This window comes from Curtobacterium sp. MCLR17_031, from assembly GCF_003234775.2.
Lineage (GTDB): Bacteria > Actinomycetota > Actinomycetes > Actinomycetales > Microbacteriaceae > Curtobacterium > Curtobacterium flaccumfaciens.
Map to the genome: position 1 here is coordinate 2,878,291 of NZ_CP126270.1, position 24,343 is coordinate 2,902,633.

24 protein-coding genes are annotated in these 24,343 nt (G+C 71.1%); 14 read left to right on the top strand and 10 right to left on the bottom strand.

Translation table 11 applies throughout. The features are described from left to right. Positions 1-131 precede the first annotated feature (131 nt). Positions 132-824 (top strand): NUDIX hydrolase, encoded by a 693-nt coding sequence (locus DEI96_RS13635; protein ID WP_258372662.1) that lies wholly within the window; start codon positions 132-134, stop codon positions 822-824. Here the strand turns inward: DEI96_RS13635 and DEI96_RS13640 are convergent. After that, positions 736-1,965, bottom strand: coding sequence for an ROK family protein (locus tag DEI96_RS13640; protein ID WP_111022083.1), 1,230 nt, complete (start codon positions 1,963-1,965; stop codon positions 736-738). The genes DEI96_RS13635 and DEI96_RS13640 overlap by 89 nt on opposite strands. A gap of 132 nt (positions 1,966-2,097) precedes the next feature. Here DEI96_RS13640 and DEI96_RS13645 point away from each other — a divergent pair, with 132 nt between their 5' ends. The 6 genes from DEI96_RS13645 to DEI96_RS13670 all read left to right on the top strand — a co-directional run bounded on the left by DEI96_RS13645 (position 2,098) and on the right by DEI96_RS13670 (position 9,421). Continuing rightward, on the top strand, positions 2,098-3,396 hold the full coding sequence (locus tag DEI96_RS13645; RefSeq protein WP_111022082.1) for an ABC transporter substrate-binding protein: 1,299 nt from the start codon (positions 2,098-2,100) through the stop codon (positions 3,394-3,396). Positions 3,397-3,408: 12 nt separating this feature from the next. Next, the gene (locus DEI96_RS13650) at positions 3,409-4,365 is read left to right on the top strand and encodes a carbohydrate ABC transporter permease (protein WP_111022081.1); all 957 of its coding nucleotides are present in this window, start codon (positions 3,409-3,411) and stop codon (positions 4,363-4,365) included. Next, positions 4,365-5,279, top strand: a complete 915-nt coding sequence (locus DEI96_RS13655) for a carbohydrate ABC transporter permease (RefSeq protein ID WP_111022080.1) — start codon at positions 4,365-4,367, stop codon at positions 5,277-5,279. The genes DEI96_RS13650 and DEI96_RS13655 overlap by 1 nt, the downstream gene beginning before the upstream one ends. A 77-nt stretch (positions 5,280-5,356) precedes the next feature. Beyond that, complete coding sequence (locus DEI96_RS13660) at positions 5,357-7,015, top strand: glycoside hydrolase family 13 protein (protein ID WP_111022343.1); 1,659 nt, start codon at positions 5,357-5,359, stop codon at positions 7,013-7,015. A gap of 253 nt (positions 7,016-7,268) precedes the next feature. Continuing rightward, positions 7,269-8,204, top strand: coding sequence for an ABC transporter ATP-binding protein (locus DEI96_RS13665; protein WP_111022079.1), 936 nt, complete (start codon positions 7,269-7,271; stop codon positions 8,202-8,204). Next, positions 8,201-9,421, top strand: coding sequence for an ABC transporter permease (locus tag DEI96_RS13670; RefSeq protein ID WP_111022078.1), 1,221 nt, complete (start codon positions 8,201-8,203; stop codon positions 9,419-9,421). The genes DEI96_RS13665 and DEI96_RS13670 overlap by 4 nt, the downstream gene beginning before the upstream one ends. Positions 9,422-9,431: 10 nt before the next feature. Here DEI96_RS13670 and DEI96_RS13675 read toward each other — a convergent pair whose 3' ends face one another. The 4 genes from DEI96_RS13675 to pnuC form a co-directional block, all read right to left on the bottom strand. Then, positions 9,432-9,740 carry a winged helix-turn-helix domain-containing protein gene (locus DEI96_RS13675; RefSeq protein WP_111022077.1) on the bottom strand — a complete coding sequence of 103 codons (309 nt, stop codon included), beginning with the start codon at positions 9,738-9,740 and terminating at the stop codon, positions 9,432-9,434. Beyond that, positions 9,737-10,171 carry a chemotaxis protein CheY gene (locus tag DEI96_RS13680; RefSeq protein ID WP_111022076.1) on the bottom strand — a complete coding sequence of 145 codons (435 nt, stop codon included), beginning with the start codon at positions 10,169-10,171 and terminating at the stop codon, positions 9,737-9,739. Before DEI96_RS13680 ends, DEI96_RS13675 begins: the two co-directional genes overlap by 4 nt. Positions 10,172-10,255: 84 nt before the next feature. Continuing rightward, a complete protein-coding gene (locus DEI96_RS13685) occupies positions 10,256-10,888 on the bottom strand; it encodes a hypothetical protein (protein ID WP_111022075.1) in 633 nt (210 codons plus the stop codon). Positions 10,889-10,978: 90 nt separating this feature from the next. Next, complete coding sequence (gene pnuC, locus DEI96_RS13690) at positions 10,979-11,644, bottom strand: nicotinamide riboside transporter PnuC (RefSeq protein WP_111022074.1); 666 nt, start codon at positions 11,642-11,644, stop codon at positions 10,979-10,981. A 392-nt stretch (positions 11,645-12,036) separates the two neighbouring features. Here pnuC and DEI96_RS13695 point away from each other — a divergent pair, with 392 nt between their 5' ends. From DEI96_RS13695 to DEI96_RS13725, 7 genes are all read left to right on the top strand, one after another. Then, positions 12,037-12,591, top strand: coding sequence for an alternate-type signal peptide domain-containing protein (locus DEI96_RS13695; RefSeq protein WP_111022073.1), 555 nt, complete (start codon positions 12,037-12,039; stop codon positions 12,589-12,591). A gap of 45 nt (positions 12,592-12,636) precedes the next feature. Beyond that, a complete protein-coding gene (locus DEI96_RS13700) occupies positions 12,637-13,215 on the top strand; it encodes a TasA family protein (protein ID WP_111022072.1) in 579 nt (192 codons plus the stop codon). Beyond that, a complete protein-coding gene (locus tag DEI96_RS13705) occupies positions 13,212-14,108 on the top strand; it encodes a hypothetical protein (RefSeq protein ID WP_111022071.1) in 897 nt (298 codons plus the stop codon). Before DEI96_RS13700 ends, DEI96_RS13705 begins: the two co-directional genes overlap by 4 nt. After that, the gene (locus tag DEI96_RS13710) at positions 14,096-14,905 is read left to right on the top strand and encodes a signal peptidase I (protein ID WP_111022070.1); all 810 of its coding nucleotides are present in this window, start codon (positions 14,096-14,098) and stop codon (positions 14,903-14,905) included. Before DEI96_RS13705 ends, DEI96_RS13710 begins: the two co-directional genes overlap by 13 nt. Further along, the gene (locus DEI96_RS13715) at positions 14,871-15,302 is read left to right on the top strand and encodes a hypothetical protein (protein ID WP_111022069.1); all 432 of its coding nucleotides are present in this window, start codon (positions 14,871-14,873) and stop codon (positions 15,300-15,302) included. The genes DEI96_RS13710 and DEI96_RS13715 overlap by 35 nt, the downstream gene beginning before the upstream one ends. Before the next feature lie 312 nt (positions 15,303-15,614). After that, the gene (locus DEI96_RS13720; RefSeq protein WP_111022068.1) at positions 15,615-16,934 is read left to right on the top strand and encodes a GNAT family N-acetyltransferase; all 1,320 of its coding nucleotides are present in this window, start codon (positions 15,615-15,617) and stop codon (positions 16,932-16,934) included. Next, a complete protein-coding gene (locus DEI96_RS13725) occupies positions 16,934-17,398 on the top strand; it encodes a DUF2087 domain-containing protein (RefSeq protein ID WP_111022067.1) in 465 nt (154 codons plus the stop codon). Before DEI96_RS13720 ends, DEI96_RS13725 begins: the two co-directional genes overlap by 1 nt. Before the next feature lie 151 nt (positions 17,399-17,549). Here DEI96_RS13725 and DEI96_RS13730 read toward each other — a convergent pair whose 3' ends face one another. The 5 genes from DEI96_RS13730 to DEI96_RS13750 form a co-directional block, all read right to left on the bottom strand. Beyond that, a complete protein-coding gene (locus tag DEI96_RS13730) occupies positions 17,550-18,554 on the bottom strand; it encodes an ABC transporter permease (RefSeq protein WP_110865220.1) in 1,005 nt (334 codons plus the stop codon). Next, positions 18,551-19,486 (bottom strand): ABC transporter permease, encoded by a 936-nt coding sequence (locus tag DEI96_RS13735; protein WP_017888404.1) that lies wholly within the window; start codon positions 19,484-19,486, stop codon positions 18,551-18,553. Before DEI96_RS13735 ends, DEI96_RS13730 begins: the two co-directional genes overlap by 4 nt. Further along, a complete protein-coding gene (locus DEI96_RS13740; RefSeq protein WP_111022066.1) occupies positions 19,483-21,303 on the bottom strand; it encodes a dipeptide ABC transporter ATP-binding protein in 1,821 nt (606 codons plus the stop codon). Before DEI96_RS13740 ends, DEI96_RS13735 begins: the two co-directional genes overlap by 4 nt. Beyond that, positions 21,300-22,967 carry an ABC transporter substrate-binding protein gene (locus DEI96_RS13745; RefSeq protein WP_111022065.1) on the bottom strand — a complete coding sequence of 556 codons (1,668 nt, stop codon included), beginning with the start codon at positions 22,965-22,967 and terminating at the stop codon, positions 21,300-21,302. Before DEI96_RS13745 ends, DEI96_RS13740 begins: the two co-directional genes overlap by 4 nt. Positions 22,968-23,171: 204 nt before the next feature. Beyond that, on the bottom strand, positions 23,172-24,065 hold the full coding sequence (locus tag DEI96_RS13750) for a cation-transporting ATPase (protein WP_258372660.1): 894 nt from the start codon (positions 24,063-24,065) through the stop codon (positions 23,172-23,174). Positions 24,066-24,343: the final 278 nt, after the last annotated feature.

Consider the following 24,343-nt stretch of genomic DNA (forward strand, 5'->3'; position numbering starts at 1 on the left):
CACCGAGGCGCTTCCGGTTCGCACAGTTCCCACCTGTGCGGCTCTCAGACGGCACTCGAACAACGCCCAGTGAGGCATCCGGTGCTAGGCCGCCGCCAGACCTCGCGGTGGTGCGCACCTAGGGTGAACGGGTGACGCACGACGGATCGGTACGGGCTGCACTCGCGGCGGTCGCAGCGGACGGCTGGGGTGACGGTGGGCCGCTCGTCGAACCCGGCGGCACGGCCTCACCGCGTCGGGCCGCGGTCCTGATGCTCTTCGGCGCGCTCGACCACACGCCGAGCGACCGACCGGCGGCAGCGCCCGGAGTCCCGCGGGACCTCGACGTCCTGCTCCTCGCGCGGGCCACGACCCTGCGCGCGCACGCCGGCGAGGTCGCGTTCCCCGGTGGACGCATCGACCCCGGTGACGCGGACGCCGTCGCCGCCGCACTCCGCGAGGCACAGGAGGAGACGGGGCTCGACCCCGCCGGCGTCGAGGTGCTCGGCACCCTGCCGGCCGTGCCCCTGGCGTTCTCGAACCACCTGGTCCGACCCGTCATCGGCTGGTGGCGCGACCCCTCACCGATCCGCGTCGTCGACGAGCACGAGTCGGCTGCGGTGTTCCGGGTCCCCGTGGCCGACCTGCTCGACCCGGCGAACCGCGGCGTGACCGTGATCCGCCGCAGCGGTCAGGAGTGGCGCGGACCGGCGTTCACGATCGAGGCCGACGGGGACGAGCACCTGGTGTGGGGCTTCACCGCGATGCTGCTGGATGCACTGTTCGACCGACTCGGCTGGACGGAACCGTGGGACCGGAGCCTCGAGGTGCCGCTGCCCGACTGAGCAGCGGGAACGACAGCGGGTCGGCCCGCACCGCGTCGACCGCGTGGGCCACGGCCCCGATGACGACGACGTCGGCCCCGAGCGACGACGCGACGAGTTCGGGCACCGGGTCGAAGTGCCCCTTGGCGAGCAGGTCGCGCGCGCGGTCGATGACGGCGACCGCGGGCTGGGCGATCGCGCCGGCGACCACCACGCGGTCGATGTCGAGCAGGCTCGCGAGCAGGATGCAGACCCGGGCCAGGCGGTCCCCCAGACGGTCGACGATGGTGCGCGCGACCGGATCACCGCTCCGTGCGGCCGCGAACACCAGGGCGGCGTCCGCGGCGAGCGCGTCGTCCGCGGGGATGTGCCCGGCAGCGACAGCGTCGGCCACGAAGGTGCGGGCGACCGCGCCGATGCCGTCGGAGGATCCGACACCCTCGACGAGTTCGAGCACCCGCATCTCCCCGGCACCACCGTGGGCACCGCGCAGCAGGACCCCGTCGACGACCAGGCCCGCGCCGAAGCGTTCGCCGGACAGCAGCGCCGCGAACGAGGCGTCACCCGAGGACGGCCGTTCGGCGAGCGCGGCGAGGTTCGCGTCGTTCTCGACGAGCACCCGCCCGTCCGGCACGGCGTCGGCGAACCCCGGGTTCATCCGGACCCAGAAGCCGCCGTCGTCGGGCGAGGCACCGGCGGCGTCGACCGGCGCCGGGATGCCCACGACCGTGACCAGGACCCGTCCGCGGTCGACGTCGGCCGAGGCGAGGGCGGCGGACACGGTGTCGGCGAGGACCCCGAGTCGAACGGGCACGTCGAGGCCTGATTCTCCGAGCGACCCCTCGGCGCGACCGAGCACCGTGCCGCGCAGGTCGGCGACGAAGGCGGTGACCCGGTGCTGGCCGGCGTCCACACCGACGACGACCCCGGCGACCGTGTCGAGCTCGTAGCGGCGGGCGGGGCGTCCCATCCGGTACTCCCCCGCGGCCCGGGCATCGTCGAGTTCGCGGAGCCAGCCGAGCCGCACGAGCTCCTCGGCCGCCCCGAGCACGGTCGACCGGGTCAGGCCGGTGGCGTCGATCGCCTCGGTCGCGGTGAACGCGGACGAGTCGAAGGCGTACGCGAGCAGCGTCTCTGCGCTCGTTCCACGGGGTGGCGGCATGTCGTGACCCTATCGCGCGACGAGTTCCTTGCGGAATTAGATTTTCTCGCTACATTTAGTTCCGCGGGCAGCATCGGAGCCGCTCGCGGGACGGAACGGCAGGGACGCCGGGTCCGGACGGACGGAGACGACGTGCAAGCACACGCCACCGCCAGGAGCGCAGCATCGGTCAGCCGACGCGGGTTCCTGCTGGGAGCGGGCGGCATCGGGGCGGGCCTCGCGCTCGCCGGATGCGCCCCGATCGGGTCCTCGAGCGCCAAGCCGGAGACCATCACGTTCTACGTGTCGAAGCCCGAGGTCATCGGCTACTTCGACGACGTCATCGCGCAGTTCCACCAGAGCCAGTCGAAGGTCCGGGTCGTGCGCGACTCGACCTCGAGCATGTCCGCGAACTTCGTGCGGAACCGTCCGCCGGACCTCGGCTGCTGGAACTACAACTTCTCGGTCGTGCCGTTCGTCGAGCACGGCGCGCTGACCGACCTGTCCGACCTGCCGCAGGCCGACACCATCAACCCCGACCTGTGGCCGCTCATGGAGCAGACCGCCGACTACCCCGGCCGGAAGAGCGCCCTGCCGTACTCGGTGACCGCGGCGTCGGTGATCTACAACAAGGCGCTCTTCGCGCAGCAGGGGCTCGAGGTCCCGACGACGTGGAGCGAGTTCGCCGACGTGTGCGAGCGCCTGACCAAGGCCGGCATCGCGCCGATCTACGGCACGTTCAAGGACAACTGGACGATCGCCCAGGGCATGTTCGACTACTCGATCGGCGGCATGATCGACACCCCGGCGACCTTCGAGGCACTCCGGCGCGAGGGTACGAACGTCGGCAAGGGGTCCGCGGTCTCGTTCGAGCGCGACCTGCGGAAGCCGATGGAGCGCATGGTGCAGCTCCGCGCCTGGCACCAGGACGGCGCCGCGAGCCGCGGGTACGGCGACGGCAACCTCGCCTTCGCCCAGGGCAAGGCGGGCATGTACCTGCAGGGACCGTGGGCCCTCGGCGAGATCGCCAAGACCACGAAGGACATGGACCTCGGCACCTTCCCGCTGCCCGTCACCGACGACCCGACCGACCGCAAGGTCCGCGTGAACGTCGACCTGGCGCTCTGGATCCCGGAGGCGTCGCGCAAGCAGGAGGCCGCCCGCGAGTTCCTGTCGTTCCTGATGACCAAGCAGGTCAACGACAAGTACAACGCGGACAACAACGGCTTCGGGGTGCGCAAGGACGCTCCCCCGGCGTCGAACCCCGCCCTCCGTGGCATGCAGTCCTACTACGACGACGCTGCCTTCTACCTCGGCGCCTCGCAGCTCATCCCCGCCGAGATCCCGGTCGCGAACTACGCGCAGTCGATCGCCTTCGGCGGCGACCCGCAGCGCCAGCTCCGCACCCTCGACGCCGACTGGGCGCGTCTCGCGCTCCGCACGGCCGCGTAAGGAGACGTCCGAATGGCAACCACGACCACCGAATCCATCACGACGGCGGACCGCCGCCGCCGTGGCGGAGCCGCACCGGGCCTCCAGGCCGGACGACGGGACGGACGACGCAAGCCCCGCGTCGACCCGCTCTTCCTGGCGTTCCTGCTGCCCACCCTGGTGCTCTTCACACTCGCCATCACGCTGCCGGCGGTGATGGGCATCGTGCTGAGCTTCACGAACTCCGTCGGCTTCGGCGAGTTCCGGTTCACCGGGATCACCAACTACATCGCGGTGTTCTCCGACCCCGCGATCCTGCAGGCGTACCTGTTCACGCTCGGGTTCTCGCTCGTCACCGTGATCGTCGTGAACGCGATCGCGTTCCTGCTCGCCATCGCGCTGACGTCGAAGATCCGCGGCAAGATCGCGCTGCGTGCGGTGTTCGTGCTGCCGATGGTGATCTCGGGCATCGTCATCGCCTACGTGTTCTCGTTCCTGTTCGCGAACAGCCTGCCGGCCTTCGCCACCGCGATCGGCTTCGGGCCGCTCGAGCAGAGCATCCTGGCGAACCCCGACCTGGCCTGGCTGGCGATCGTGGTCGTCACCGCCTGGCAGGCGATCCCGTCGACGCTCCTCATCTACATCGCCGGCGTCCTCTCGATCCCCGGCGAGGTGTACGAGGCGGCGGCCCTCGACGGTGCCAGCGCGTGGCGGCAGCTCGTCTCGATCACCGCACCGCTGACGGCGGGCTACATCCTGATCAACCTGGTCATCGGGTTCAAGAACTTCCTGAACTCGTACGACATCATCGTCGGCCTGACCGACGGCGGCCCCGGCACCTCGACCACCAGTGTCGCGATGTCGATCTTCAAGGGCTTCAACGGCGGCGACTACGCCTACCAGATGGCGAACGCCACGATCTTCTTCGTCATCGCGGTCGTCATCGCCGTGATCCAGCTGCGGGCGACCCGCGGGAAGGCAGCGCTCTGATGTCCCTGCAAGCACCCCTGCGACCGGGGACCACCGCGACCGGCAGCATCCGTTCCGTCGACGCCGACCGGTCCTCCGGCTCGGGCAAGGCTGGCCGCGGTTCTTCGAACTGGCCCGTCACCGTCGTCCTCGTGCTGTGCGCGCTGTCGGTGCTCGTGCCGCTGTACGTCACCCTGACGATGGCGTTCAAGACCACCGGCCAGGCCGTCGACGGCAACGCGTTCTCGCTGCCGGCGCCGTTCAGCGTCGACGGCTTCGTGCAGGCGTGGCAGCTGACCGACTTCCCGCGGGCGTTCGGGGTCTCGGTGTTCGTCGCCGCGATCACCGTCGTCGGCACGATCCTGCTCGCCTCGTTCACGGCCTACGCGATCGCCCGGAACTGGGACCGCCGGCTGTTCCGCTGGTCGTTCTTCTACCTGCTCGCGGCGATGTTCCTGCCGTTCCCGGTGCTTGCACTGTCGCAGGTGAAGCTCACCGGACTCGCGCACCTGGACAACCCGCTCGGCGTCGCGATCCTGCACGTCATGTTCCAGCTGTCCTTCAGCGTGCTGCTCTTCACGGCCTTCCTGCGGTCGATCCCGGCGGAGCTGGAGGAGAGTGCACGCATCGACGGTGCGAGCACGGGGCAGGTGTTCTGGCGACTCGTGTTCCCGCTGCTGGCACCGATGAGCGCCACCGTCGGCATCTTCGCGTTCCTCGCGTCCTGGAACGACTTCGTGATGCCGTCGCTGATCACCTCCGACCCGGCGCTGCAGACCCTGCCGGTGCTGCAGCAGATGTTCCAGACGCAGTTCAGCAACAACTACAACGTGTCGTTCGCCTCGTACCTGATGGCGATGGCCCCGGCGATCATCGTCTACCTCGTCACCCAGCGGTGGGTGATGGCCGGCGTGACCCAGGGCGCCATCAAGTGAGCGACACCGCCGGTCCGGACCCGACCGACACACACCCCACGAACCCGACGAACCCCTCGACCCTCGAAAGGCCCGACGTGACCGACACCCTCACCCAGCCCGCCGCCACCTCGCACGACGAGACCTGGTGGCGCCAGGCCAGCGTCTACCAGATCTACCCCCGCTCGTTCGCCGACGCGAACGGCGACGGCATCGGCGACCTGCCCGGCATCACCGAGCGGGTGCCGTACCTGGCCTCACTCGGCATCGAGGCCGTCTGGCTCAGCCCCTTCTACCCGTCCGCCCTGGCCGACGGCGGCTACGACGTCGACGACTACCGCGACGTCGACCCGCGCCTCGGCACCCTCGACGACTTCGACCGGATGGTCGAGGCACTGCACGCCGCCGGCATCCGGGTGATCGTCGACGTCGTACCGAACCACACGAGCGACCGGCACGAGTGGTTCCGCGAGGCGCTCGCAGCGCCCAAGGGCTCTCCCGCCCGCGACCGCTACGTGTTCCGCGACGGCACGGGGCCGTCCGGCGAGAAAGCCCCCGCCGACTGGATCTCGATCTTCGGCGGCCCGGCCTGGACCGCCGTCGGTGACGGCCAGTGGTACCTGCACAGCTTCGCGAAGGAGCAGCCCGACCTGAACTGGGCGAACCGCGAGGTCCGCGACGACTTCCTGCACACCCTGCGCTTCTGGTCCGACCGCGGCGTCGACGGGTTCCGCATCGACGTGGCCCACGGCCTGGCGAAGGACCTGGGCGAGACCCTGCCCACCTGGGCCGAGCTCGCCGAGATGCCGAAGGACGGTACGCACCCGCTCTGGGACCGTGACGACGTGCACGAGATCTACGCCGAGTGGCGGACGGTCTTCAACGAGTACACGCCGGCCCGCGCCGCGGTCGCCGAGGCCTGGGTCCCCGCCCACCGCCGTGCCCGCTACGCCAGCGCCGAGGGGCTCGGTCAGGCGTTCAACTTCGACCTGCTCGAGGCCGACTTCGACGCCGGCCAGTTCCGCACGATCATCGAGTTCAACCTCGGCCTCGCCGAGCAGTCCGGCTCGTCGACCACGTGGGTGTTCTCGAACCACGACGTCGTCCGGCACGCCACCCGCTACGCCCTGCCGCCCCGTGCCGGTGGCACCGACAAGCAGGGCAGCGCGTGGCTGCTCGCCGGCGGCTCGCAGGACGCGCTCGACCAGTCGCTCGGCCTGCGCCGCGCACAGGCCGCCACGCTGCTCGAGCTCGCCCTGCCCGGCTCCGCCTACCTGTACCAGGGCGAGGAGCTCGGCCTGCACGAGGTCGGCGACATCCCGGACGCCGACCGCCAGGACCCGGCGTTCTTCCGCAACCCGGGCGTCGACGTCGGTCGTGACGGCTGCCGTGTGCCGATCCCGTGGACGCGCACCGGCTCGTCGTTCGGCTTCGGTCCGGACGGTTCGCACCTGCCGCAGCCGGCGTGGTTCGCCGACTCCAGCGTCGAGGCCGAGGACGCCGACCCCGACTCCACCCTGAACCTGTACCGGAAGGCGCTCGGCCTGCGCGGCCAGCTGCAGTCCGAGGAACAGCTCGAGTGGATCGAGACCGGCCGCGACGACGTGCTCGCGTTCCGTCGGCCGAACGGCTGGACCAGCGTGACGGTCTTCGGCGAGGAGCCCTTCCCGCTGCCGGCCGGCGAGCTGCTGCTCGCCTCGGCCCCCGTGGTCGACGGCGCCCTGTCGGGCGTGGGGACGGCCTGGTTGCGTTCCTGACGCGACGCTCGCGCCCTGGGCGCGACCGGATGACGGACGGGAGGCGCGGTGCCAGCTGGCACCGCGCCTCCCGTCCGTCGTCTCCCGCGTCTGCCCGCGGAATGCGGCGTACCTGCCGGAAGCGGGCGTACCCGGCGGAAACGGGCGTACCTGCCGGAAGCGGGCGTACCGGGTCGAGAGTTCTGACCAGGTACGCCCGTTCTCGCTTCCCATCGCGGCCGTTCTGGGAAGGAAGTCCCGGTAGGGTCGCGGCATGAGCGGGGCGAGCATCAGCGTGCAGGACTTCGTGATGCGGTTCGGGGACCGCAACGTGGTCGACGGGCTGTCGTTCGACGTCGCCCCCGGCGAGACGTTCGGGCTGCTCGGCAGCAACGGCTCCGGCAAGACCACGACGATCCGGGCCCTGCTCGGCATCACCACCCCGACGGCGGGCACGCTGACGATCGACGGACGCCCCTACCGACCGGCCACCGGCGGCATCGGCTACCTGCCCGAAGAGCGCGGGCTGTACCGCAAGGAGTCCGTCATCGACGTGATGACCTACTTCGGGCGCCTGCGCGGGCTCCGCGGTGCCGAGGCGACCGCGTGGAGCATGGACTACCTGGCCCGCGTGGGGCTCGCCGACCGCGCGAAGCTGCGCGTCGACAAGCTGTCCGGCGGGCAGCAGCAGAAGGTGCAGCTCGGCATCACGATCATGGACCAGCCCCGGCTGCTCATCCTCGACGAACCGACCAAGGGGCTCGACCCCGTGAACCGGCGGCTCCTGCTCGACCTGGTCGACGAACGGAAGGCCGACGGCGCGACCGTGGTCCTCGTGACGCACCAGATGGACGAGGTCGAGCGGCTCTGCGATCGCATCCTGCTGCTCAAGGACGGCCGGGCCGCCGCGTACGGGTCCGTGCCCGACGTGCAGGACGCCTTCGGTGGTGCCGTCGCCCGCGTGGGGCTCGACGGCCCCGTGCCGAAGTCACCGCTGTACCGGCTCGCCCGCCACGAGGGGCACGTCGCCTACCTGGTCCCGACCCAGGCCGCCGCTCCGGACGGTGCGGACGTCCTGGCAGAACTCGTCGCGGCCGGGGTGCACGTCACCGCGTTCGAGATGCGCCGGATCCCGCTCGACGAGATCTTCGTGCAGGTCTACGGGCACGACGCCCTGGCTGCGGCGTCGACCGACGGGGCAGCGGCATGAGCAACCTCGGCACGGTCGTCCGGTTCGAGTTCGTCCGCGCGGTCAAGAAGCCCGCGTTCTGGATCGGCACCCTCGCGCTGCCGGTCGTCATCGTGGTGGTCTCGTTGCTCGTGGGCATCGGGCAGGCCGCAGGCACCAACTCCGTGGTGTCCGGGTCGTCCGCCACGAAGACCCCGTTCCACTACGTCGACGAGTCCGGCCTGGTGTCGGAGTCCGTGGCGGCGAAGTGGGGTGGGACGCCGTCCACCGACGCCGCCGCCGACCGCGCCGCCGTCCGGTCCGGTGACCTCGATGCCTTCATCGCGTTCCCGTCGTCGCCGTCCACGACGGCCATCCGGGTCGACGCCGCCGACCGCGGACTCTTCGCGAACGGGGTGTACTCGTCGCTGGCCGAGCGGGTGCTCGAGCAGAGCGTCGCCGCGTCGGTCGACGACCCCGAGACCGTGCAGCTGCTCCGCAGTCCGCCCGCCACCGACGTCACCACCTACACCGACGGCCGGGTTGCCCCGGGCTGGTTGTCCGTCGTGCCGCCGTTCCTGTTCGTCGCCGCGTTCTTCGGGCTCGTCATCCTGCTCGCCGCCCGGATGGTCACGGTCGTGGTCGAGGAGAAGGAGAACCGGATCTCCGAGATGATCCTGACCACGGTGACCGCGGGGGACCTGATCCGCGGCAAGGTCATCGCGATGCTGCTCGTCGGCTTCGTGCAGGTCAGCGTGTTCGTCGTGCCCGGCCTGGTCGGGCTGCTCGTCGCCCTGCCGCTGGTGTCGTCGCAGCTCGGTGGGCTGACCGTCGACCCGTGGCGGATGGTCACCGGGGCGCTGCTGCTCGTCGGCGGGGTGCTGCTGGCGTCCGGGCTGTTCGTCGCCGTCGGAGCCGCCGTCCCGTCGATCAAGGACGCCTCGGCCCTGCAGTCGGCGGCGATCTTCGCGCTGATCATCCCCCTGTACGCGGCGTTCTTCGTGATGACGACGCCGACGTCGCCCGTCGCGCAGTTCTTCACGTACTTCCCGACCTTCACGCCGATCACCGCGATGGTGCGGAACGCCGTCGGGGCCCTGACCGTGACGGAGTCGGTCGTCTGCATCGTCGAGGTGTTCGTCGTCGCCGGGCTGCTGCTGTGGTTCGCGGAGTACCTGTTCCGGCACTCGGTCGCGCAGTACGGGTCGAAGGTGACGGTCCGGCAGATGCTGTCGTGGCGGCGGGGGCGGCGGGGCTGATCCCCGCCGATCAGCCGGCGGCGATGCGGCGGAGCGCGTCCAGGTGGGCGGCCCAGACGGCCCGACCCGACGCGGTCAGGGTGATCGACGTGCGGGGTGTCTTACCGACGAAGCCCTTCCCCACCGACACGTAGCCGGCCGCCTCGAGCGCGGAGACCTGCTTGCTCAGCACCGAGTCGCTGACCTCGACCGCGTCCCGCACCTCGCGGAACCCCAGGGTGCCGGCACGGGTCAGGGCGGCGATCACCGAGAAGCGCACCGGGTGCTGCAGCAGGTCGTCGAGCTCGTGCCGGGGATGCACCCGGTCGGTGGTGCTCACGAGCGGGCCTCGCGCGCCGCACACACCAGGGCGACCAGCAGCACCAGCCCCGAGGTGATGCCCGACCAGAGCACCGAGCCGTGCACCCACCCGACCACGGCGATCGCCGCCAGGTAGGTGACAGCCCAGCTTGCGATGTAGACGGTCCAGCGGCGGCTCCGGGCGAAGGCCGAGCGGCCGCGGATGCTCACCATGAAGAACACCACCAGGGCGAACAGGGCCACGAGGGTGCCGACGTAGACGGCGGCGAACGCGTCCCCGGTCGTGAGCCCCATGCCGAGCGTGCCGAGCGACGTCGCGACGCCGAGCGCGGTGATGAACGTGACGTACGGCCAGCGGACGGCGTCGTGCGCACGTCGGCCGATCCGGTCCGCCTGGTCGAGCAGTCGGGCCGCCTCGGCGGGTCCGGGTCGTGCGGTGGTGTTGTCCATGGTGTCCCCTCTCGTTGACACCAGTGTTGCAAGTGCTTTCCAGTTTGGCAAGTGCTTTCCAAAACGGGGACGCCACCGCTGCACTCAGACGCGGACGGGTGCCTCGTCGAGGTCCCACGACGGGACGGCGTGCCGCTTCCAGCCCTGGCGCAGGGTGTTCGCCGCGCGGTCGAACTCCACCAGGACGTCGATGTACGGGCGGACCAGCATCTGGATCTGCAGCCCCTCGTACACGGCGAGCAGCTGGGTCGCAGCCTGGTACGCGGGGATGCCGGCCTCTTCCGAGCCCTTGTCGAAGTCGCGCTGCAGCCCGACGGTCAGCTGCTCGGCGTACTCCTCGAACCGCTTGCGGAACAGTTCGGCGAACCCGGACTCCGAGCTGGCCACGGTGATCAGCCCGGCGAGCACCCGGACGAGCCCGGGGTCGGCGACGTCCTCGGCGAGGGTCAGACGGACGTGCTCGATCGTGCATGTGGGCGGGTTCTTCCGCCGGGTCCCCCGCAGCTGCGCCCACCGGTCGTAGGTGACCAGGAGCAGGGCATGCCAGGTCGGGAACAGCCGCTCGACGGTCTCGAGCGGGATACCGGCCACCTCGGCGACGACCGCCGCGTCGACGGTGTCGAACGGGTGCAGCCGGTAGGCACGGATGGCCGCGCGCACCGTGCGCTCTGCGAGGGACTCGTCGTCCTCGACGCGTTCGCCGTGCAGGGGTTCCATCCGACCATTGCAGCGCATTCCGGGCCGTTTGTCTCGTCCCAGAGCGGGGGCCGTGCTCCGGGCCGCGTCAGCGCGTCGTGATCACAGTGGTCAGCCGACGGTGACGGGCGCCGCCGGAGGCCGGACCCGCTGGCGCATCCACACGAAGAACCCGGTCAGGGTGAAGACGCCGTAGAAGACGTACATCAACCCGGAGGCGTAGTACCCGGCGGAGAACAGCAGCGGCACGCCGACCAGGTCGACCGCCACCCAGATGAGCCAGAACTCGACCCACCCCTTCGCCATGCCGTACGTGGCGAGCAGCGATCCGACGAAGATCCACGCGTCGCTCCACACCGGCTCGTACGACCCGAGCGCGCGGAAGACGGGGGTCAGCAGGGCGGTTCCGCCGACCATGCCGACGACGAGCAGCAGACGGGTCCGCCAGGAGGCCCAGCGCGGGTCGATCACGGTCGTCGCGTCCTCGGGGCGGTGCGTCCACCGGTACCAGCCGTAGATGCTCACGATGATGAACATGACCTGACGGCCGGCCTGCCCGAGCAGGTTGACGGGGTTCGGGGTGTCGAAGAGCGCACCCATGAAGACGGTGAAGAGCAGGGCGTTGCCGACCAGCCCGACCGGCCAGGCCCAGACCTTCCGGCGCATGCCACCGAGGGCGCTGAGCAGCCCGAAGACGTTGCCGATCACCTCGCGCCAGAGCACCGCCTGGTCGCCGATGACGATCTGCGCGTCGAACAACCAGCGCACGATGTCCATGGGCCCTCCTCGTTTCCGGACGGTGCAACGACGCCGTGCGTACCGGCATTCCTTCTGTGATCACTCTGCACACGCGGAGCGCGCACCCAGAAACCGGGGTACACGCAATGTCCTCCCTAGCGGGGACAAAAATGACCCCTGTTCTGGGGTCCGGGTGAACGCTCGTTCTCGCTTGTCGGCACTTTGGGGGACAGCTAACGTCGTCACCAGAGCGAGTCCAGCCCGCCCGAGCAGCAGCACATGCGCTCCGAGGCCCGGCGACCGCTCTCGGCACCGGTCAGCCGCGACCCCTCCAACCACTGGGTCGATGACAACCTCCCCACCGGACACGACGCCCGAATGTCCCCGGTGGGCTTCAGCGTGCCCCGAGCACGCAGGAACGGAACCACCCCATGCACAAGATCGTCACCGGTGCCATCGCCGGCGCAGCAGGCGTCGCACTCCTCCTCGGCGGTGCGGGCACGTTCGCCCTCTGGAACGCCAGCGCCTCGAGCGCCGCGTCCGCCGTGAGCGCCGGCACCCTGACGCTGAGCGCCAACAACGACGGCGCGTGGACGGACATCACGAACGGTCGTTCCACCGCGATCGACCCGACGAAGGCCCTGATGGTCCCGGGCAACACGTTCCAGTTCACCCAGACGCTGAACATCGGCGCGACCGGCCAGGACCTCAAGGCGAACCTGACCTACGCCAACCAGAGCATCACCGGTGACGCCGCGCTGCTCGCCGCCACGACGAAGACGCTGGCCGTCACGTCGACGAGCGCCTCGGTCGTGCAGTCCTCGTCGAACACGAACACCTTCGTGGTCTCGCCGTCCTCGTCCACGTCGACCGTCAAGGTCGTCTTCACGGTGACGCTCCCCTCGTCGGCGACCACCGGTCAGGGCGGCTCGATCAACCTCAGCGCGCTGGCCTTCACGCTGACCCAGACCGCGATCGGTTCCTGATCCCCCGATCGCACCCCACCGACCACGACGACCAGGAGCACGCACATGACCGCCACACCGCGGACGACGGGACGCCACCGCGCAGCCCGACGGTACCGCTGGGTGTGGCCGGTCGCGATCGCCCTGGTCGTCGCGGTCGGAACAGCACTCCTCGGCGCCGGCGGCACGTACGCACTCTGGAACGGGACCGCCAGCACGGCCAGCACGACGGTGCGCTCCGCCACGGCGACCGTCACCGTCGGCAGCACCACGGCGATGAACACCGCGGTCCTCGGGCCGGGCACGAGCACCACGGGCACCTTCACGGTGCGGAACACCGGGTCGATCCCCCTGTCCATGCGCGTCACGACGACGGCCTCGAAGTCGTCCGTCGCGGCGGCGACCGGTGAGCTGACGCTCCACCTCGCGATGGTGTCCTCGGCCGCGAAGTGTGTGCCCGGGCTCACCGGTACGAGCGGTCGGGTCGCCACCTTCGACACCGGTACCGGGGCATTCACCCTGCCGGCCGGGGTCAGCGGCACCGCGTGCCTCGAGATGGTCCTCGACGCCGACGCCCCGCAGGCCGTCGCCGGCGCCACCACCGACTTCACCCTCACCGTCACGGGAACGCAGGTCTCCGCATGAACCGCCGCCTCCGGCTCCTCGTCGCCGTGCTCCTCACCGCCGTGTTCGTCGGTGGCACCTCGAGCGCCGCGTGGGCACTGTGGAGCGCGACGGGCACCACCGCGGCGAGCACCACGGTCGGCACGGTCGCGGCGTCGATCAGCGGCACGAGCGCACTCACCACGGCGTTCTCGTCGAGCGTCACCTCGACGACGAAGCCGATCACCCTGACCGACTCGGGCACCCTCGCCGGCACCGCCACCACCACGGTCTCCGTCGTGTCCGGCAGCTCGACCGCACTCGCCAAGGCCGTCACCGTCGTCGCCTGGCCGGTCGCATCGACCGCGGGCTGCACCGCGAGCACGGCCGTCGGCACCGGGTCCGTCACCGGCACCTGGGCGTCGCTGCCGAGCATGAGCGCGAAGCTGGCCGCCGGCGCCTCCGCCGTCTGGTGCACCCGCAGCACCGTGCAGTCGTCGGCCCCGGCCGGCTCGGCCGCCAAGGTGAACGTCAACCTCACCGTCACGAGCGGCACCTGGACCTCGGGCGTCGTCGCCGGCGGCTTCACCCTGACCACCCCGGCGGCGACCGTCGACACCACCCCCTCATTGGTCTGCACCGACCACGGCGGTTGGTACGTCGAGATCCGGTGGGACGCCGCGAACCGGCCGATGGACACCTGGTACGGCGCGTTCGTCGGCTCGACCCCGGTCGGGCAGAAGGCGCAGGACTACTCCGCGTTCATCACGATCGCCCCGCCGGACGTGCCCGCGAGTGCCGGCACCGCTGGCACGCTGACCGTCACCGTCAAGGTGCTCGACAGCGCCGGCAACCCCACGAGCACCGTCGCGGGCACCGGCAAGGTCACGCTCTTCACGCAGGACAACGGGGCGGCGATCCGATGCGGCGCGTGAGCACCCCCACCCCGCGCTCGGGCTGGCGCGCCGTCGTCCACGCCGTCGTGCTCGGTCTCAGCACCGGACTCCTGCTGCTCGTCGCCGCCCTGGCGGTCGTGCTGATCGTCGTGCCGAAGGCCACCGGCTCGATGCCGCTCACCGTCCTCACGCAGTCGATGGAGCCGACCCTGCCGCCGGGGACCCTGCTCGTGGTCCGTCCGACCCCGATCGACGACATCCGGGTCGGCGACGTCGTGACCTACCAGATCGTGTCCGGCCAGCCCGCGGTCGTCAGCCACCGCGTGGTCTCGGTGTCGTCGTCGTCCGACGGCGAGCGGACCTTCGTGCTCAAGGGCGACAACAACGCCGAGGCCGACCCGGCGCCGGTCACCGCCGTGCAGATCCGCGGCGTGGTCTGGTACTCCGTGCCGGAGATCGGCATCGTCAACCAGGTCGTCAACGGGTCGCGGGGCTGGCTCATCCCCGTGGTCGCCGGCGTGCTCCTGGCGTACGGGGCGGTGATGATGACCGCGGGCTTCGTGAGTGCCGCGCGTCGTCGCCGCGCTGGCACGAGCCGCGCCGGCACCAGCCACGGACGCCGCAGCGCAGCGCACCACGTCGAGCGGACCACCACCGAGGCCACGACCGAGACGACGGCCACCACCCGGTCTAGGCTCGGTGGACGTGACGGACGGAGTGCAGCGGGCCCGGGAGCTCCTCGACGCAGCGGCCCGACGGCTCCGCGCCGCGGACGTCCCGGACGAAGCACTCGGCGAGTACGTGCAGCCGAAGGCCGTCCTCGGGATCCGTCGTGACCCGACGATGCGACCGCTCGGCCGGGTGTGGCGGGTCGGAGCACTCCTGATCGGGTCGTCCCCCGAGACCGCCGGCCGTGTCTGGGCCACCGGGTCGATCACCCGCGTCACCGAACCCGGTCGGTCGCAGTACCAGTCGGTCTCCGCCGAGGTCCGTCGCGCCTACCGAGCCGCCGCCGCGAAGGGGCACTTCGGCGCCGGTGACACGGTGAACCACGGCGCCGCCCCGATCCCCGTCGACGACTCCCTGGTCGGCGCCGAGGGCGTGCTCTTCATCGCCGACGACGTTCCGTCGGTCCGCTGGTCCCCGACCGCCGGCGCCGCAGTCCCCCTCGCCGACTACCTGGACGACCGTGTCGGGCTGCTCGTCGATCCCCCGCGGGGCACGACCGACTGAGGCGGCACCGACCGTCGCACGGTGCAGGGTTCGTCGTGCGGTGCCGGATCGCCCGACCCGTGCGACCTTGCCCACCCCGTGCCCCGCCACGACCCAGCACCGAGCCACCTCCACCGCCCCCACTGACGAACCCAGCACCGTGCGGCCCGACACCCGGAATCCCGCACCGAGCGTCCGCGGCACCCGAACCCGGCACCCGAACCGGCCACCCGCACCCCGCAGCCCGTCCGCCGGACGCGATCCGGGCCTCCAGTCCGACCGGACCGACCACGCGCCTGTCGCGACGTCACCCGGTCCCGATAGTGTCGGAACGTGAGCAACGAGGCATTCGACGACCGCTACGAGCTGCGCGAGTTCGCGCCCGGGACGGACGACAAGGGGGCACCGAACGCCGAGACGGCAGCGTGGATGCAGGCCGTCGGGATGGGCTTCCACGAAGCCGACCCCGACGCCGAGGGCGCAGCCCGCATGGCGTCGCACTTCATCGCCGACGAAGAGACGTTCCTCGGGGTCTACGTGCGCGAGCCGTTCCCGGGGTCCGTCGACGAGACGTGGCCGGCCGGCACCTTCACGTGGTTCCGCAAGGCGCTGAGCTGGGGTGACGGGTCCTCCGTCGACACCCAGGCGATCTCCGCGGTCACCGTCCGCCCGACCGAGCGTCGCCGCGGCATCCTGCGCCGGATGATGACGCATGCGCTCGAGCGCGGGGTCGCCGAGGGCTACGCCGTCGCGTCACTGACCGCGTCCGAGGGCACCATCTACCGCCGCTTCGGCTTCGGCTGCGCCATCCGCGAGCGTGCCGTGCACGTGCGCCGCGAGCGCGCGCTGCCCCTGCTCGCCCCGACCTCCGGCACGGTGTCGGTCGTCACGCCGCAGTGGCTGGCCGACGGCCCGGGCAAGGCGGTCTTCGACCGGTTCCACGTCCGCACCCCCGGCTCGATGGTCCGCAACACCGGCACCTGGCCGATCGTGTTCGGCCTGCTCGGGCACGACGGGCAGAAGGCGAAGGACGTCCGTGCGGCGGTGCACCGTCCCGACGGCTCCGACGAGATCGACGGCTACGTGACCTGGCGCGTCAAGGAGGACCGCGGTTCCGACACTGCGCTCGAGATCGTCGACCTGGTGTACGCGGACGACCAGGCCTACACCGCCCTGTGGGAGTTCCTGCTCTCGGTCGACCTCAACGACGTCGTGAAGTACAACCGCTCCCGCCTCGACGACCCGATCGTCGCGGCGCTCGGCGACAACCGTGCGTACGACGTCGACCACGAAGAGGACCACGTCTGGCTGCGCGTGCTCGACGTGCCGGCGGTGCTGGCCTCGCGACCGTTCGCCGTCGACGGGTCGCTGACACTCGGGGTCACCGACGCGCTCGGCTTCACCACCGGTACGTACCGCCTCGACGTCCAGGAGGCCCGTGGCACCGTCACGCGCATCGCCGACGACGTCGACGTGGCCGGGTCCGACGTCCAGCTCGACGTCGCGGAGCTCGGTGCGCTGCTGATCGGGTCGGTCTCCCCCGTCACGTTGGCAGCCGCGGGGCTCGTCCGCGCCGCGGACCCGGCGTCGGTGGAGCTGCTCCGCGCGATGCTGCTGCCGCCCCGGACGCCGCACGGCATCACGTACTTCTGATGGACGTCGCCCGGGTGGTGGGGCGCGCGCGCCAGGTCGTCTCCGTCCTGGCGTCCCCCACCCTGCGAGCAGCGGTGCTCGGCGGGAGCCCCGTCGATGACCGCACTCGGGCGGCCGTCGGCTCGTTCGACTGGGTCACCGACGACGGCCCGGACGCGTCGGTGCTCGGCCGGACGGCACGCGAGCTCCAGCGACTCCAGTCGCCTGCAGCGGTGCTCGAGTTCGACCGGATCGAGCGGATGCCAGTGAAGGACGTCGAACGACGTGCGCTGTCCGTCCGGATCGTGGAGCTCGTGTTCGAGCGACTCGGACAGGAGCGAGCCGTGCCGGAGGCCGTCCTGAACGCCGCCGTCGGCATGTTCGCGACCGATGTCTCCGTCGTGCGCCGGGATGCCGTGGACCTCGGCGTCCTGACGCGCACCGACGACGGTTCGGTCTACCGGATGACGCGTCGTCCCGCCTGAGGCTGCTGGCCGTTCCGCCTCGTGCCAGGTGAACAACCTCGCACGGTGCGAGGGGCGAACGCTCTGGTGCGAGGTTCCCGATTCCGTGGCCGGCGGACGCGCTCGCACGGAGTACGGAACCTCGCACCACACGAGCGGCGGTGCCGCGGGCCTACGCCCGGCGCCGCACCCGCGGGTCGACGAACGCGTAGACGATGTCGACGATCACGTTCGCCGTGACGATCAGCAGCGCCGAGAACAGCGTGAAGCCGACGACCACCTGCAGGTCGAGCGTGTGCACCGCGTCGATGAGCAGTGCGCCGAGGCCCTGCATCGAGAACACCTTCTCGGTGATGACCGCCCCACCGAGCAGCGACCCGAGGTCGAGCCCGAACAGCGTCACCACGGGCAGGATCGCGGTCCGGAGCCCGTGCCGCACGACGACCTGTCGCTCGCGCAGCCCCTTGGCCCGGGCGGTCCGGACGAAGTCCTGTGACATCGACTCGAGCATCTCGCCACGGGTCAACCGGGCGTAGATCGCCGCGCTGATGAAGGCCAGCACGCACCACGGCAGGATCAGGTGCGTGAACCAGCCGACCGGGTCGTCACCGAAGGCCACGTACCCGCTCGTCGGCAGGATCCCCAGCACGAAGCCGAACAGCAGGATGCCGAGCAGCCCGACCAGGTACGCCGGGGACGAGACACCGGCGACCGCGACCGTCATCACGGCCCGGTCGACGAAGGTGCCGCGGCGCAGCGCCGAGACGGTGCCGCCGAACACGCCGGCGACGAGCCACAGCACGGCGGCACCCACGGCGATCGAGGCCGTGACGGGCAGGCGCGCCAGGATCAGCTCGGTGACGCTCTCGTGCAGCTGGAACGAGTACCCGAAGCACGGTGCCGCGCACTCGATGACGCTGTTGCCGCTGCCGAAGGTCCGGCCGGTGAAGATGCCGGCCAGGTAGGCGCCGAACTGTGCGAGCCAGGGCTTGTCGGTGCCGAGGAACGCCTGGACCTCCCGCAGCCGGTCCGGGGTGCAGGGCTTGTCGCAGATCGCCCGCGCCGGGTTGGTCGGCAGGAGCATGAAGAGCGCGTACGTGATGGCCGCGACGACGAGCAGCACGACGGCGGCCCCGAGCACGCGGATCGCGAGGAACCGCAGGGTGGCGGCGTTCACGCGGTGCCCCCTCGTGGGTCGAGGGCGTCGCGCAGGGCGTCACCGAGCACGTTGAAGGCGAGGGTGATGAGGAACAGTGCGGCTCCGGGGAACACGAGGTACATGGGATCGGTCTGCACCCAGCCGATGGCGTCGCCGATGCTGCGGCCCCACGACGGCGTCGGCGGGTTGACGCCGACGGCCAGGAACGAGAGCGCGGCCTCGGCACCGATCATCGACGGGATCGAGATGGTGGCGTAGACGGTGATCGTCGCGGCCAGGTTCGGCAGCAGCTGCGTGCGGATGACGTGCCAGCGCCCGGCGCCCATCGCGGTGGAGGCGACGACGTAGTTGCGGCTGACGAGCGACAGCGTCTGCCCCCGCACGACACGGGCCACGGCCGGCCAGCCGAAGAACCCGATGACGAGCACGACGAGCACGGGCTTCGGGAACGACGACGGCACGATCGCGGTGAGGGCGATCATGAACACGAGCGACGGGAACCCGAAGATCACGTCGACGACCCGCGAGAGCACCCGGTCGTACCAGCCACCGAAGAACCCGGTCGTGACGCCGACGAGCACGCCGATGACGATCGACACCAGGGTCGCGGCGAGTCCGATGCCGAGCGAGGTCCGCGCACCGTACGTGACGATCGAGAACAGGTCACGCCCGGTCAGCGGCTCGACACCGAACCAGTGCTCGCCGCTGATGCCGCCGCCCGGACCGCGCGGAGCGCCGAACGAGTTCAGCGCGTCGATGTCGTACGAGTACGGGTCCTGCCCGGACGCCTTCGCGATGAGCGGGGCCGCCACGGCGACCACCAGGAACACCGCGATGACGACGGCTGAAGCCACCGCCCAGCGGTCCTGCCGGACGCGTCGCACCACGGCCCGGAAGCCGGTGGTCCGGCCGGACGGTGCGACCGGTCGGTCGACGACGTTGGCCGTCACGAGGCCACTCCTTCCCACGCGCGCCACGCCTCGCGGCGAGCGGCCTGTCGCACGGGATCGGCGACGGGCGCTGCGGCGAGGAGCATGCGCGTGTAGTCCTGTTGCGGGTCGTCGAGCACGGCGTCGGTGCTCCCCCGTTCGACGACCCGGCCGTCGCGCAGCACGATCACCTGGTCGGCGAGCTGACGGACGACGGCGAGGTCGTGGCTGATGAGCAGCATGCCGAAGCCGAACTCCCGCTGCAGCCCGGCGAGCAGGTCGAGCACGGCGGCCTGCACCGTCACGTCGAGTGCCGAGGTCGGTTCGTCGGCGATGACGAGTGCCGGCCGCAGCGCGAGCGCACGCGCGACGGCGACACGCTGCCGCTGGCCGCCGGACAGCTGGTGCGGGAACCGCTCGGCCCACGTCGGGTCGAGCTGCACGGCGGTCAGCAGTTCACGGACCCGCTCGGCCCGGTCCGCAGCGGATTCGGTGCCGTGCACGAGGAGCGGTTCCGCGATGCTCCAGCCGATGGTCTGCCGCGGGTTGAGCGACGACGCCGGGTCCTGGAACACGATGCCGACCCGACTGCGCAGCTCGCGCAGTCGTCGTCCGCGAGCGGTGCGCAGGTCGCTGCCGTCCACCTCGACCGAGCCGGCGACGACGGGCACCAGGCCCGCGAGCGCGCGCCCGATCGTGGACTTGCCGGACCCGGATTCGCCCACCAGGCCGACGGTCTCGCCGGCGTGCAGGTCGAGGTCGATGCCGGACACGGTGGGTCCGCCTCGGCGCGAGTACCGCACGGCGACGTCGCGCAGACGCGCCACGGGCGGTCTGGGCCCACGCCGCCGGTTCCGGTCCGACGCGCCAGCGGCGGACCGGCCGTGCCGGTGGGGAGAGGCGCGACTCGCGTCCGCCTCGTCGGTCACCGCAGCGGTCTTCGCGCTGGGCGACACCTCACGCGCGCCTGGAGCCGTGAGCTGTCGCTGGGCGCGTGAGCCGGGCTCGTGGGCCCGGGCGTCCGGGTCCGCAGCCGGCGCTGCGGACGCGGGACGCGCCTCCAGGCTGGGGACGGCCGCGAGGAGCTCGCGCGTGTAGTCGGCGGTCGGGTGGGCGAAGACCTCGGCGACGGTCCCGTGCTCCACCGGGTCGCCGCGGCGCAGCACCAGCAGGTCGTCCGCGACGTCGGCGACCACGCCCATGTCGTGGGTGATGAGCAGCACGGCGAGGGAGCGCTCGCGGCCGAGCCGCCGCAGCAGGTCGAGGATGCCGGCCTGCACGGTGACGTCGAGGGCGGTCGTGGGCTCGTCGGCGAAGAGTGCGACCGGGTCACCGGCCAGGGCCATCCCGATCATCGCGCGCTGGAGCTGGCCGCCGGACAGTTCGTGCGGGTAGGCCTTCCGGATGCGCTCCGGGTCGGTGAGCCCGGCGTCACGGAGCAGTTCGTCGACGCGTGCCCGGACACCGGCACGGTCGAGCCCGGTGGGGTGTGCCCGGACGGCCTCGGCGATCTGCGTGCCGATGGACAGGACCGGCGTGAACGAGTTCATCGGCTCCTGGAACACCACGCCGATGCCCGCACCCCGGACGGCACGGACCGTCTCGACGGGGGCACCGATGAGTTCCTCGCCACGGAACCGGGCGCTGCCCGACACCGAGGCCTGCGGCGGCAGGAGCCCGAGCACGCTCATGGCGCTGACGGACTTGCCCGAGCCGGACTCCCCCACCAGGGCGAGGACCCGGCCGGGCGTCAGGTCGAAGGAGACGTCACGGAGGACGGGCTCCGCGTCGCCGAACGCGACGCGGAGCCCCTCGACCTGCAGGATCGGTTCGGTCACTGCTTGAGCGAGACCTTGAGGTAGTTCGGGTACGCCGGGAAGTCCGCGATCTGGAAGTTCTGCACGTTGGAGCCGGCGAGGAAGGACTGCTTCGCGTAGATCAGCGGCACGACCGGGGCGTCAGCCATGATCTTCTGGTCCGCCTGGGCCCAGAGCTTCTGCGCGTCGTCCTGGTCGACCGTGGAGCTGGCCTTCGCGATGAGGGCGTCGACCTCGGGGTTGCTGTACTTCGACACGTTGTAGCCGCCGCCACCGATCTGCGACGAGTCGTACAGGGGCTGCAGGTTGGCGTTCGCGCTCGGGAAGTCCGGCTGCCAGCTCGACAGCGACAGGTCGAAGTCGGTGCCGTTGGTGGTCGCCTGCGTGAAGGAGTCGTAGTCGAGCGGCTTGAGCGTCACGGCGATGCCAGCACGCTTCAGGCCGGACTGCAGCGCCTGGGCCTGGGCGAGGTAGGTGGGGTCGTTCTGCGTCACCAGGGTCAGCTTCAGGTTGCTGACGCCGGCCTCCTTGAGCAGCTGCTTCGCCTTGTCGACGTCGCCGGTGGCCTTCGTCTTGTACAGGTCGTAGTCCTGGCGCCCGGCGATGCCCGGGGTGATGAGCGTCGAGGCGTACGAACCGGCGATCGCGCCGCCGGCGGCGATGCGGAAGGACTTGCGGTCGACCGCGTACTGCAGCGCCTGGCGGACCTTGAGGTCCTTGAGCTCACCGCGCTGCGTGTTGATCGCCATGTAGCTGATCGGGCCGGCCTTCGAGGTGGCGAGGCGGTCCTGGGCGGCCGGGTTGCTGCGCACCTGGTTGAGCTCGGCGGCACCCAGGTAGATGGCGCCGAAGGAGTTCTTGGCGTCGCCGTTGTCCGCGATGAGCGTCTGCGTCGCCGTGGACTGGTCCTGGCTCTCCTTGAAGACGATCTTCGACGGGCCGGCGGTGCGGACCTCGTCGGTCTTCGCGCTCCAGTTCTTGTTGCGGACGAGCGTGACCTGCGAGCCCTGCGTGTTCGACTGCACCTGGTACGGGCCGGACGCGACCGGCTTCAGGTCGTAGGCGCCGGTGTCCTTGCCGTCGCCCTCGGGCACCGGGGTGAACGCGGGCATCGACGCGAGCCACGGCCAGTCGCCGTACGCGTCGTTCAGCTTGAAGACGATGGTCTTGTCGTTCGGGGTCTCGATGCTGTCGAGCGACTTGCCGTCGAACGGGCCCTTGTAGGAGTCACCACCGACCAGGAGCGACTTGTGGTAGCTCAGGCCACCGCTCAGGGTCGGCGCGAACGAGCGCTCGATGCCCCACTTGATGTCCTTCGTGGTGATCGGCGTGCCGTCCTGGAACTCGACGCCGTCCTTCAGCGTGTAGGTCCAGGTCTTGCCGTCGTCGCTCGAGACCCCGGTGTTGGTCGCCAGGTCGGGGACGACCTTCGCCGTCTTGCCCGGCTCGACGTCCCACGTGGTGAGTCGTCGGGCGACGAGGCCCATCGAGGTGATGCCGAGGCTCTGGCTGGTCGCGGGGTCGAGGTGGAACGAGGTCTGCGGCGTCAGGATGTTGAGCGTGCCGCCCTTCGCCGTGCCCTCGGCGCCGTCGTCGGACGAACCCCCACCCGAGCAGCCGGTCAGGACCAGGGCTGCTGCTGCGGCGACGGCCGCGGTGATCGTCAGGCGGTTGGGGCGTCTCATGACGGTGCTGCTCCTCGGGGAAGGGGGTCGCGATCGCGGTGGCGGTCGCTGCGACGGCGGAACGGTTCACCCGCCGGGCGGCGTCCATCCTGACACCGCGACGGTGGCCCGTCCGAATCTCGCGTGCGTCGGACGACGCACGACGAAACATTGCAAGCGCCGGACGCCGTCCCGCTATTCCCGATGCGTTCGCACCGCGGAGCGTCAGCGGTCGAAGAGCCCGCCGAGGAAGTCGTTGCCGAGGTTCGATGCTTGCTCGCCGAGACCGGACGCCTGCTCTCCGAGGCCCGCGGCCTGCTCGCCGAACCCGCCGAGGAGCTGCTCGCCCTCGCCGAGGACGCCCTCGACGCCACCGCCGAGGTCACCGAGCCCGAGGTCGCCCATGCCCGAGGCGATGCCCTCGAAGTCGACGCCGAGGTCGGCCGCCCCTGCCAGGACCGGACCGGCGGCAGCGCTCAGCACCGCTCCCCCGGCCACCGCGGCGGCGAGGCCACCGAACGCCATCGCGCCGGCGCCGACCGCTGCACCACCGGCGAAGGCCCCACCGCGGCCGCGGCCGTTGCCGTTGCCGTTGCCCCGGCCGGAACCGCCGAGGACCCGTCGGACCAGCCCCGGACGCGACATCTCACCGCGGGTCATCGCACGGGCCATGCCGCCCGCCGAGTCGTCGCGCAGGTGCTCGTGGGGCGGGAGCTCGGAGTTCAGGCGGTCACGGACCTGCTGGCGCTGCGCGGGGGTGAGCCGCGCGAAGGCGTCGTGGTGGACCTGCTCGAGCTGCTCCGGCGACGAGGTGCGGAGCAGGTAGTCGTACTTCGCCAGGGCGACCTTGTCGGCGTCGGCCCCGTGCTGCGGCGTGCCGGCGTGCTGCGGCTGGCCGTACTGCTGCGGCTGGCCGTACTGCTGCGGCTGGCCGTTCTGCTGCTGGTTCCGATCGTCGCCGGTCAGCTTGTCGGCGGCGCTGCGCACGATGCCGCGCCAGTCGGTTCCGCCCTGCTGCGATCCGGCGCCGGGCACGGTCCCCCCCTGCCCACGCCGCTTCTGGAGCTGCTTGTCGATGACCTTGGAGGCCATGCCGATGATGCGGTTGAGGTTCGCCATGTCGCCACCTTTGCGTCCTCACATGTGGAAGAGCGGCACCGAGGCGGGGGTTCGCCAGGGCATCCGATGGGGATCCCCTGTGAGATTCCGGCTGCATTTCAGCGGACACATACACGGAGGCTGGCTCCGGTCGCGTCACCGCCGGAGCGCGACCTGGGCGAAAGTGTGAGGCCCGGGACTGCGACAACAGTTCCGGGCCTCGATTCGCCTTCCGAGTGGAAAGCCAAGGGATGCGTAAACCATCCCGAGTCCAACGCTCGGAACCGATGGTAGCCGAG

Bases quoted from the DNA above. Each gene is read 5' to 3' on its own strand.
- DEI96_RS13640 (WP_111022083.1), bottom strand. From the start codon at position 1,965: ATGCCGCCACCCCGTGGAACGAGCGCAGAGACGCTGCTCGCGTACGCC.
- DEI96_RS13650 (WP_111022081.1), top strand. From the start codon at position 3,409: ATGGCAACCACGACCACCGAATCCATCACGACGGCGGACCGCCGCCGC.
- DEI96_RS13655 (WP_111022080.1), top strand. From the start codon at position 4,365: ATGTCCCTGCAAGCACCCCTGCGACCGGGGACCACCGCGACCGGCAGC.
- DEI96_RS13665 (WP_111022079.1), top strand. From the start codon at position 7,269: ATGAGCGGGGCGAGCATCAGCGTGCAGGACTTCGTGATGCGGTTCGGG.
- DEI96_RS13670 (WP_111022078.1), top strand. From the start codon at position 8,201: ATGAGCAACCTCGGCACGGTCGTCCGGTTCGAGTTCGTCCGCGCGGTC.
- DEI96_RS13680 (WP_111022076.1), bottom strand. From the start codon at position 10,171: ATGGACAACACCACCGCACGACCCGGACCCGCCGAGGCGGCCCGACTG.
- DEI96_RS13685 (WP_111022075.1), bottom strand. From the start codon at position 10,888: ATGGAACCCCTGCACGGCGAACGCGTCGAGGACGACGAGTCCCTCGCA.
- pnuC (WP_111022074.1), bottom strand. From the start codon at position 11,644: ATGGACATCGTGCGCTGGTTGTTCGACGCGCAGATCGTCATCGGCGAC.
- DEI96_RS13695 (WP_111022073.1), top strand. From the start codon at position 12,037: ATGCACAAGATCGTCACCGGTGCCATCGCCGGCGCAGCAGGCGTCGCA.
- DEI96_RS13700 (WP_111022072.1), top strand. From the start codon at position 12,637: ATGACCGCCACACCGCGGACGACGGGACGCCACCGCGCAGCCCGACGG.
- DEI96_RS13705 (WP_111022071.1), top strand. From the start codon at position 13,212: ATGAACCGCCGCCTCCGGCTCCTCGTCGCCGTGCTCCTCACCGCCGTG.
- DEI96_RS13710 (WP_111022070.1), top strand. From the start codon at position 14,096: ATGCGGCGCGTGAGCACCCCCACCCCGCGCTCGGGCTGGCGCGCCGTC.
- DEI96_RS13725 (WP_111022067.1), top strand. From the start codon at position 16,934: ATGGACGTCGCCCGGGTGGTGGGGCGCGCGCGCCAGGTCGTCTCCGTC.
- DEI96_RS13745 (WP_111022065.1), bottom strand. From the start codon at position 22,967: ATGAGACGCCCCAACCGCCTGACGATCACCGCGGCCGTCGCCGCAGCA.
- DEI96_RS13750 (WP_258372660.1), bottom strand. From the start codon at position 24,065: ATGGCGAACCTCAACCGCATCATCGGCATGGCCTCCAAGGTCATCGAC.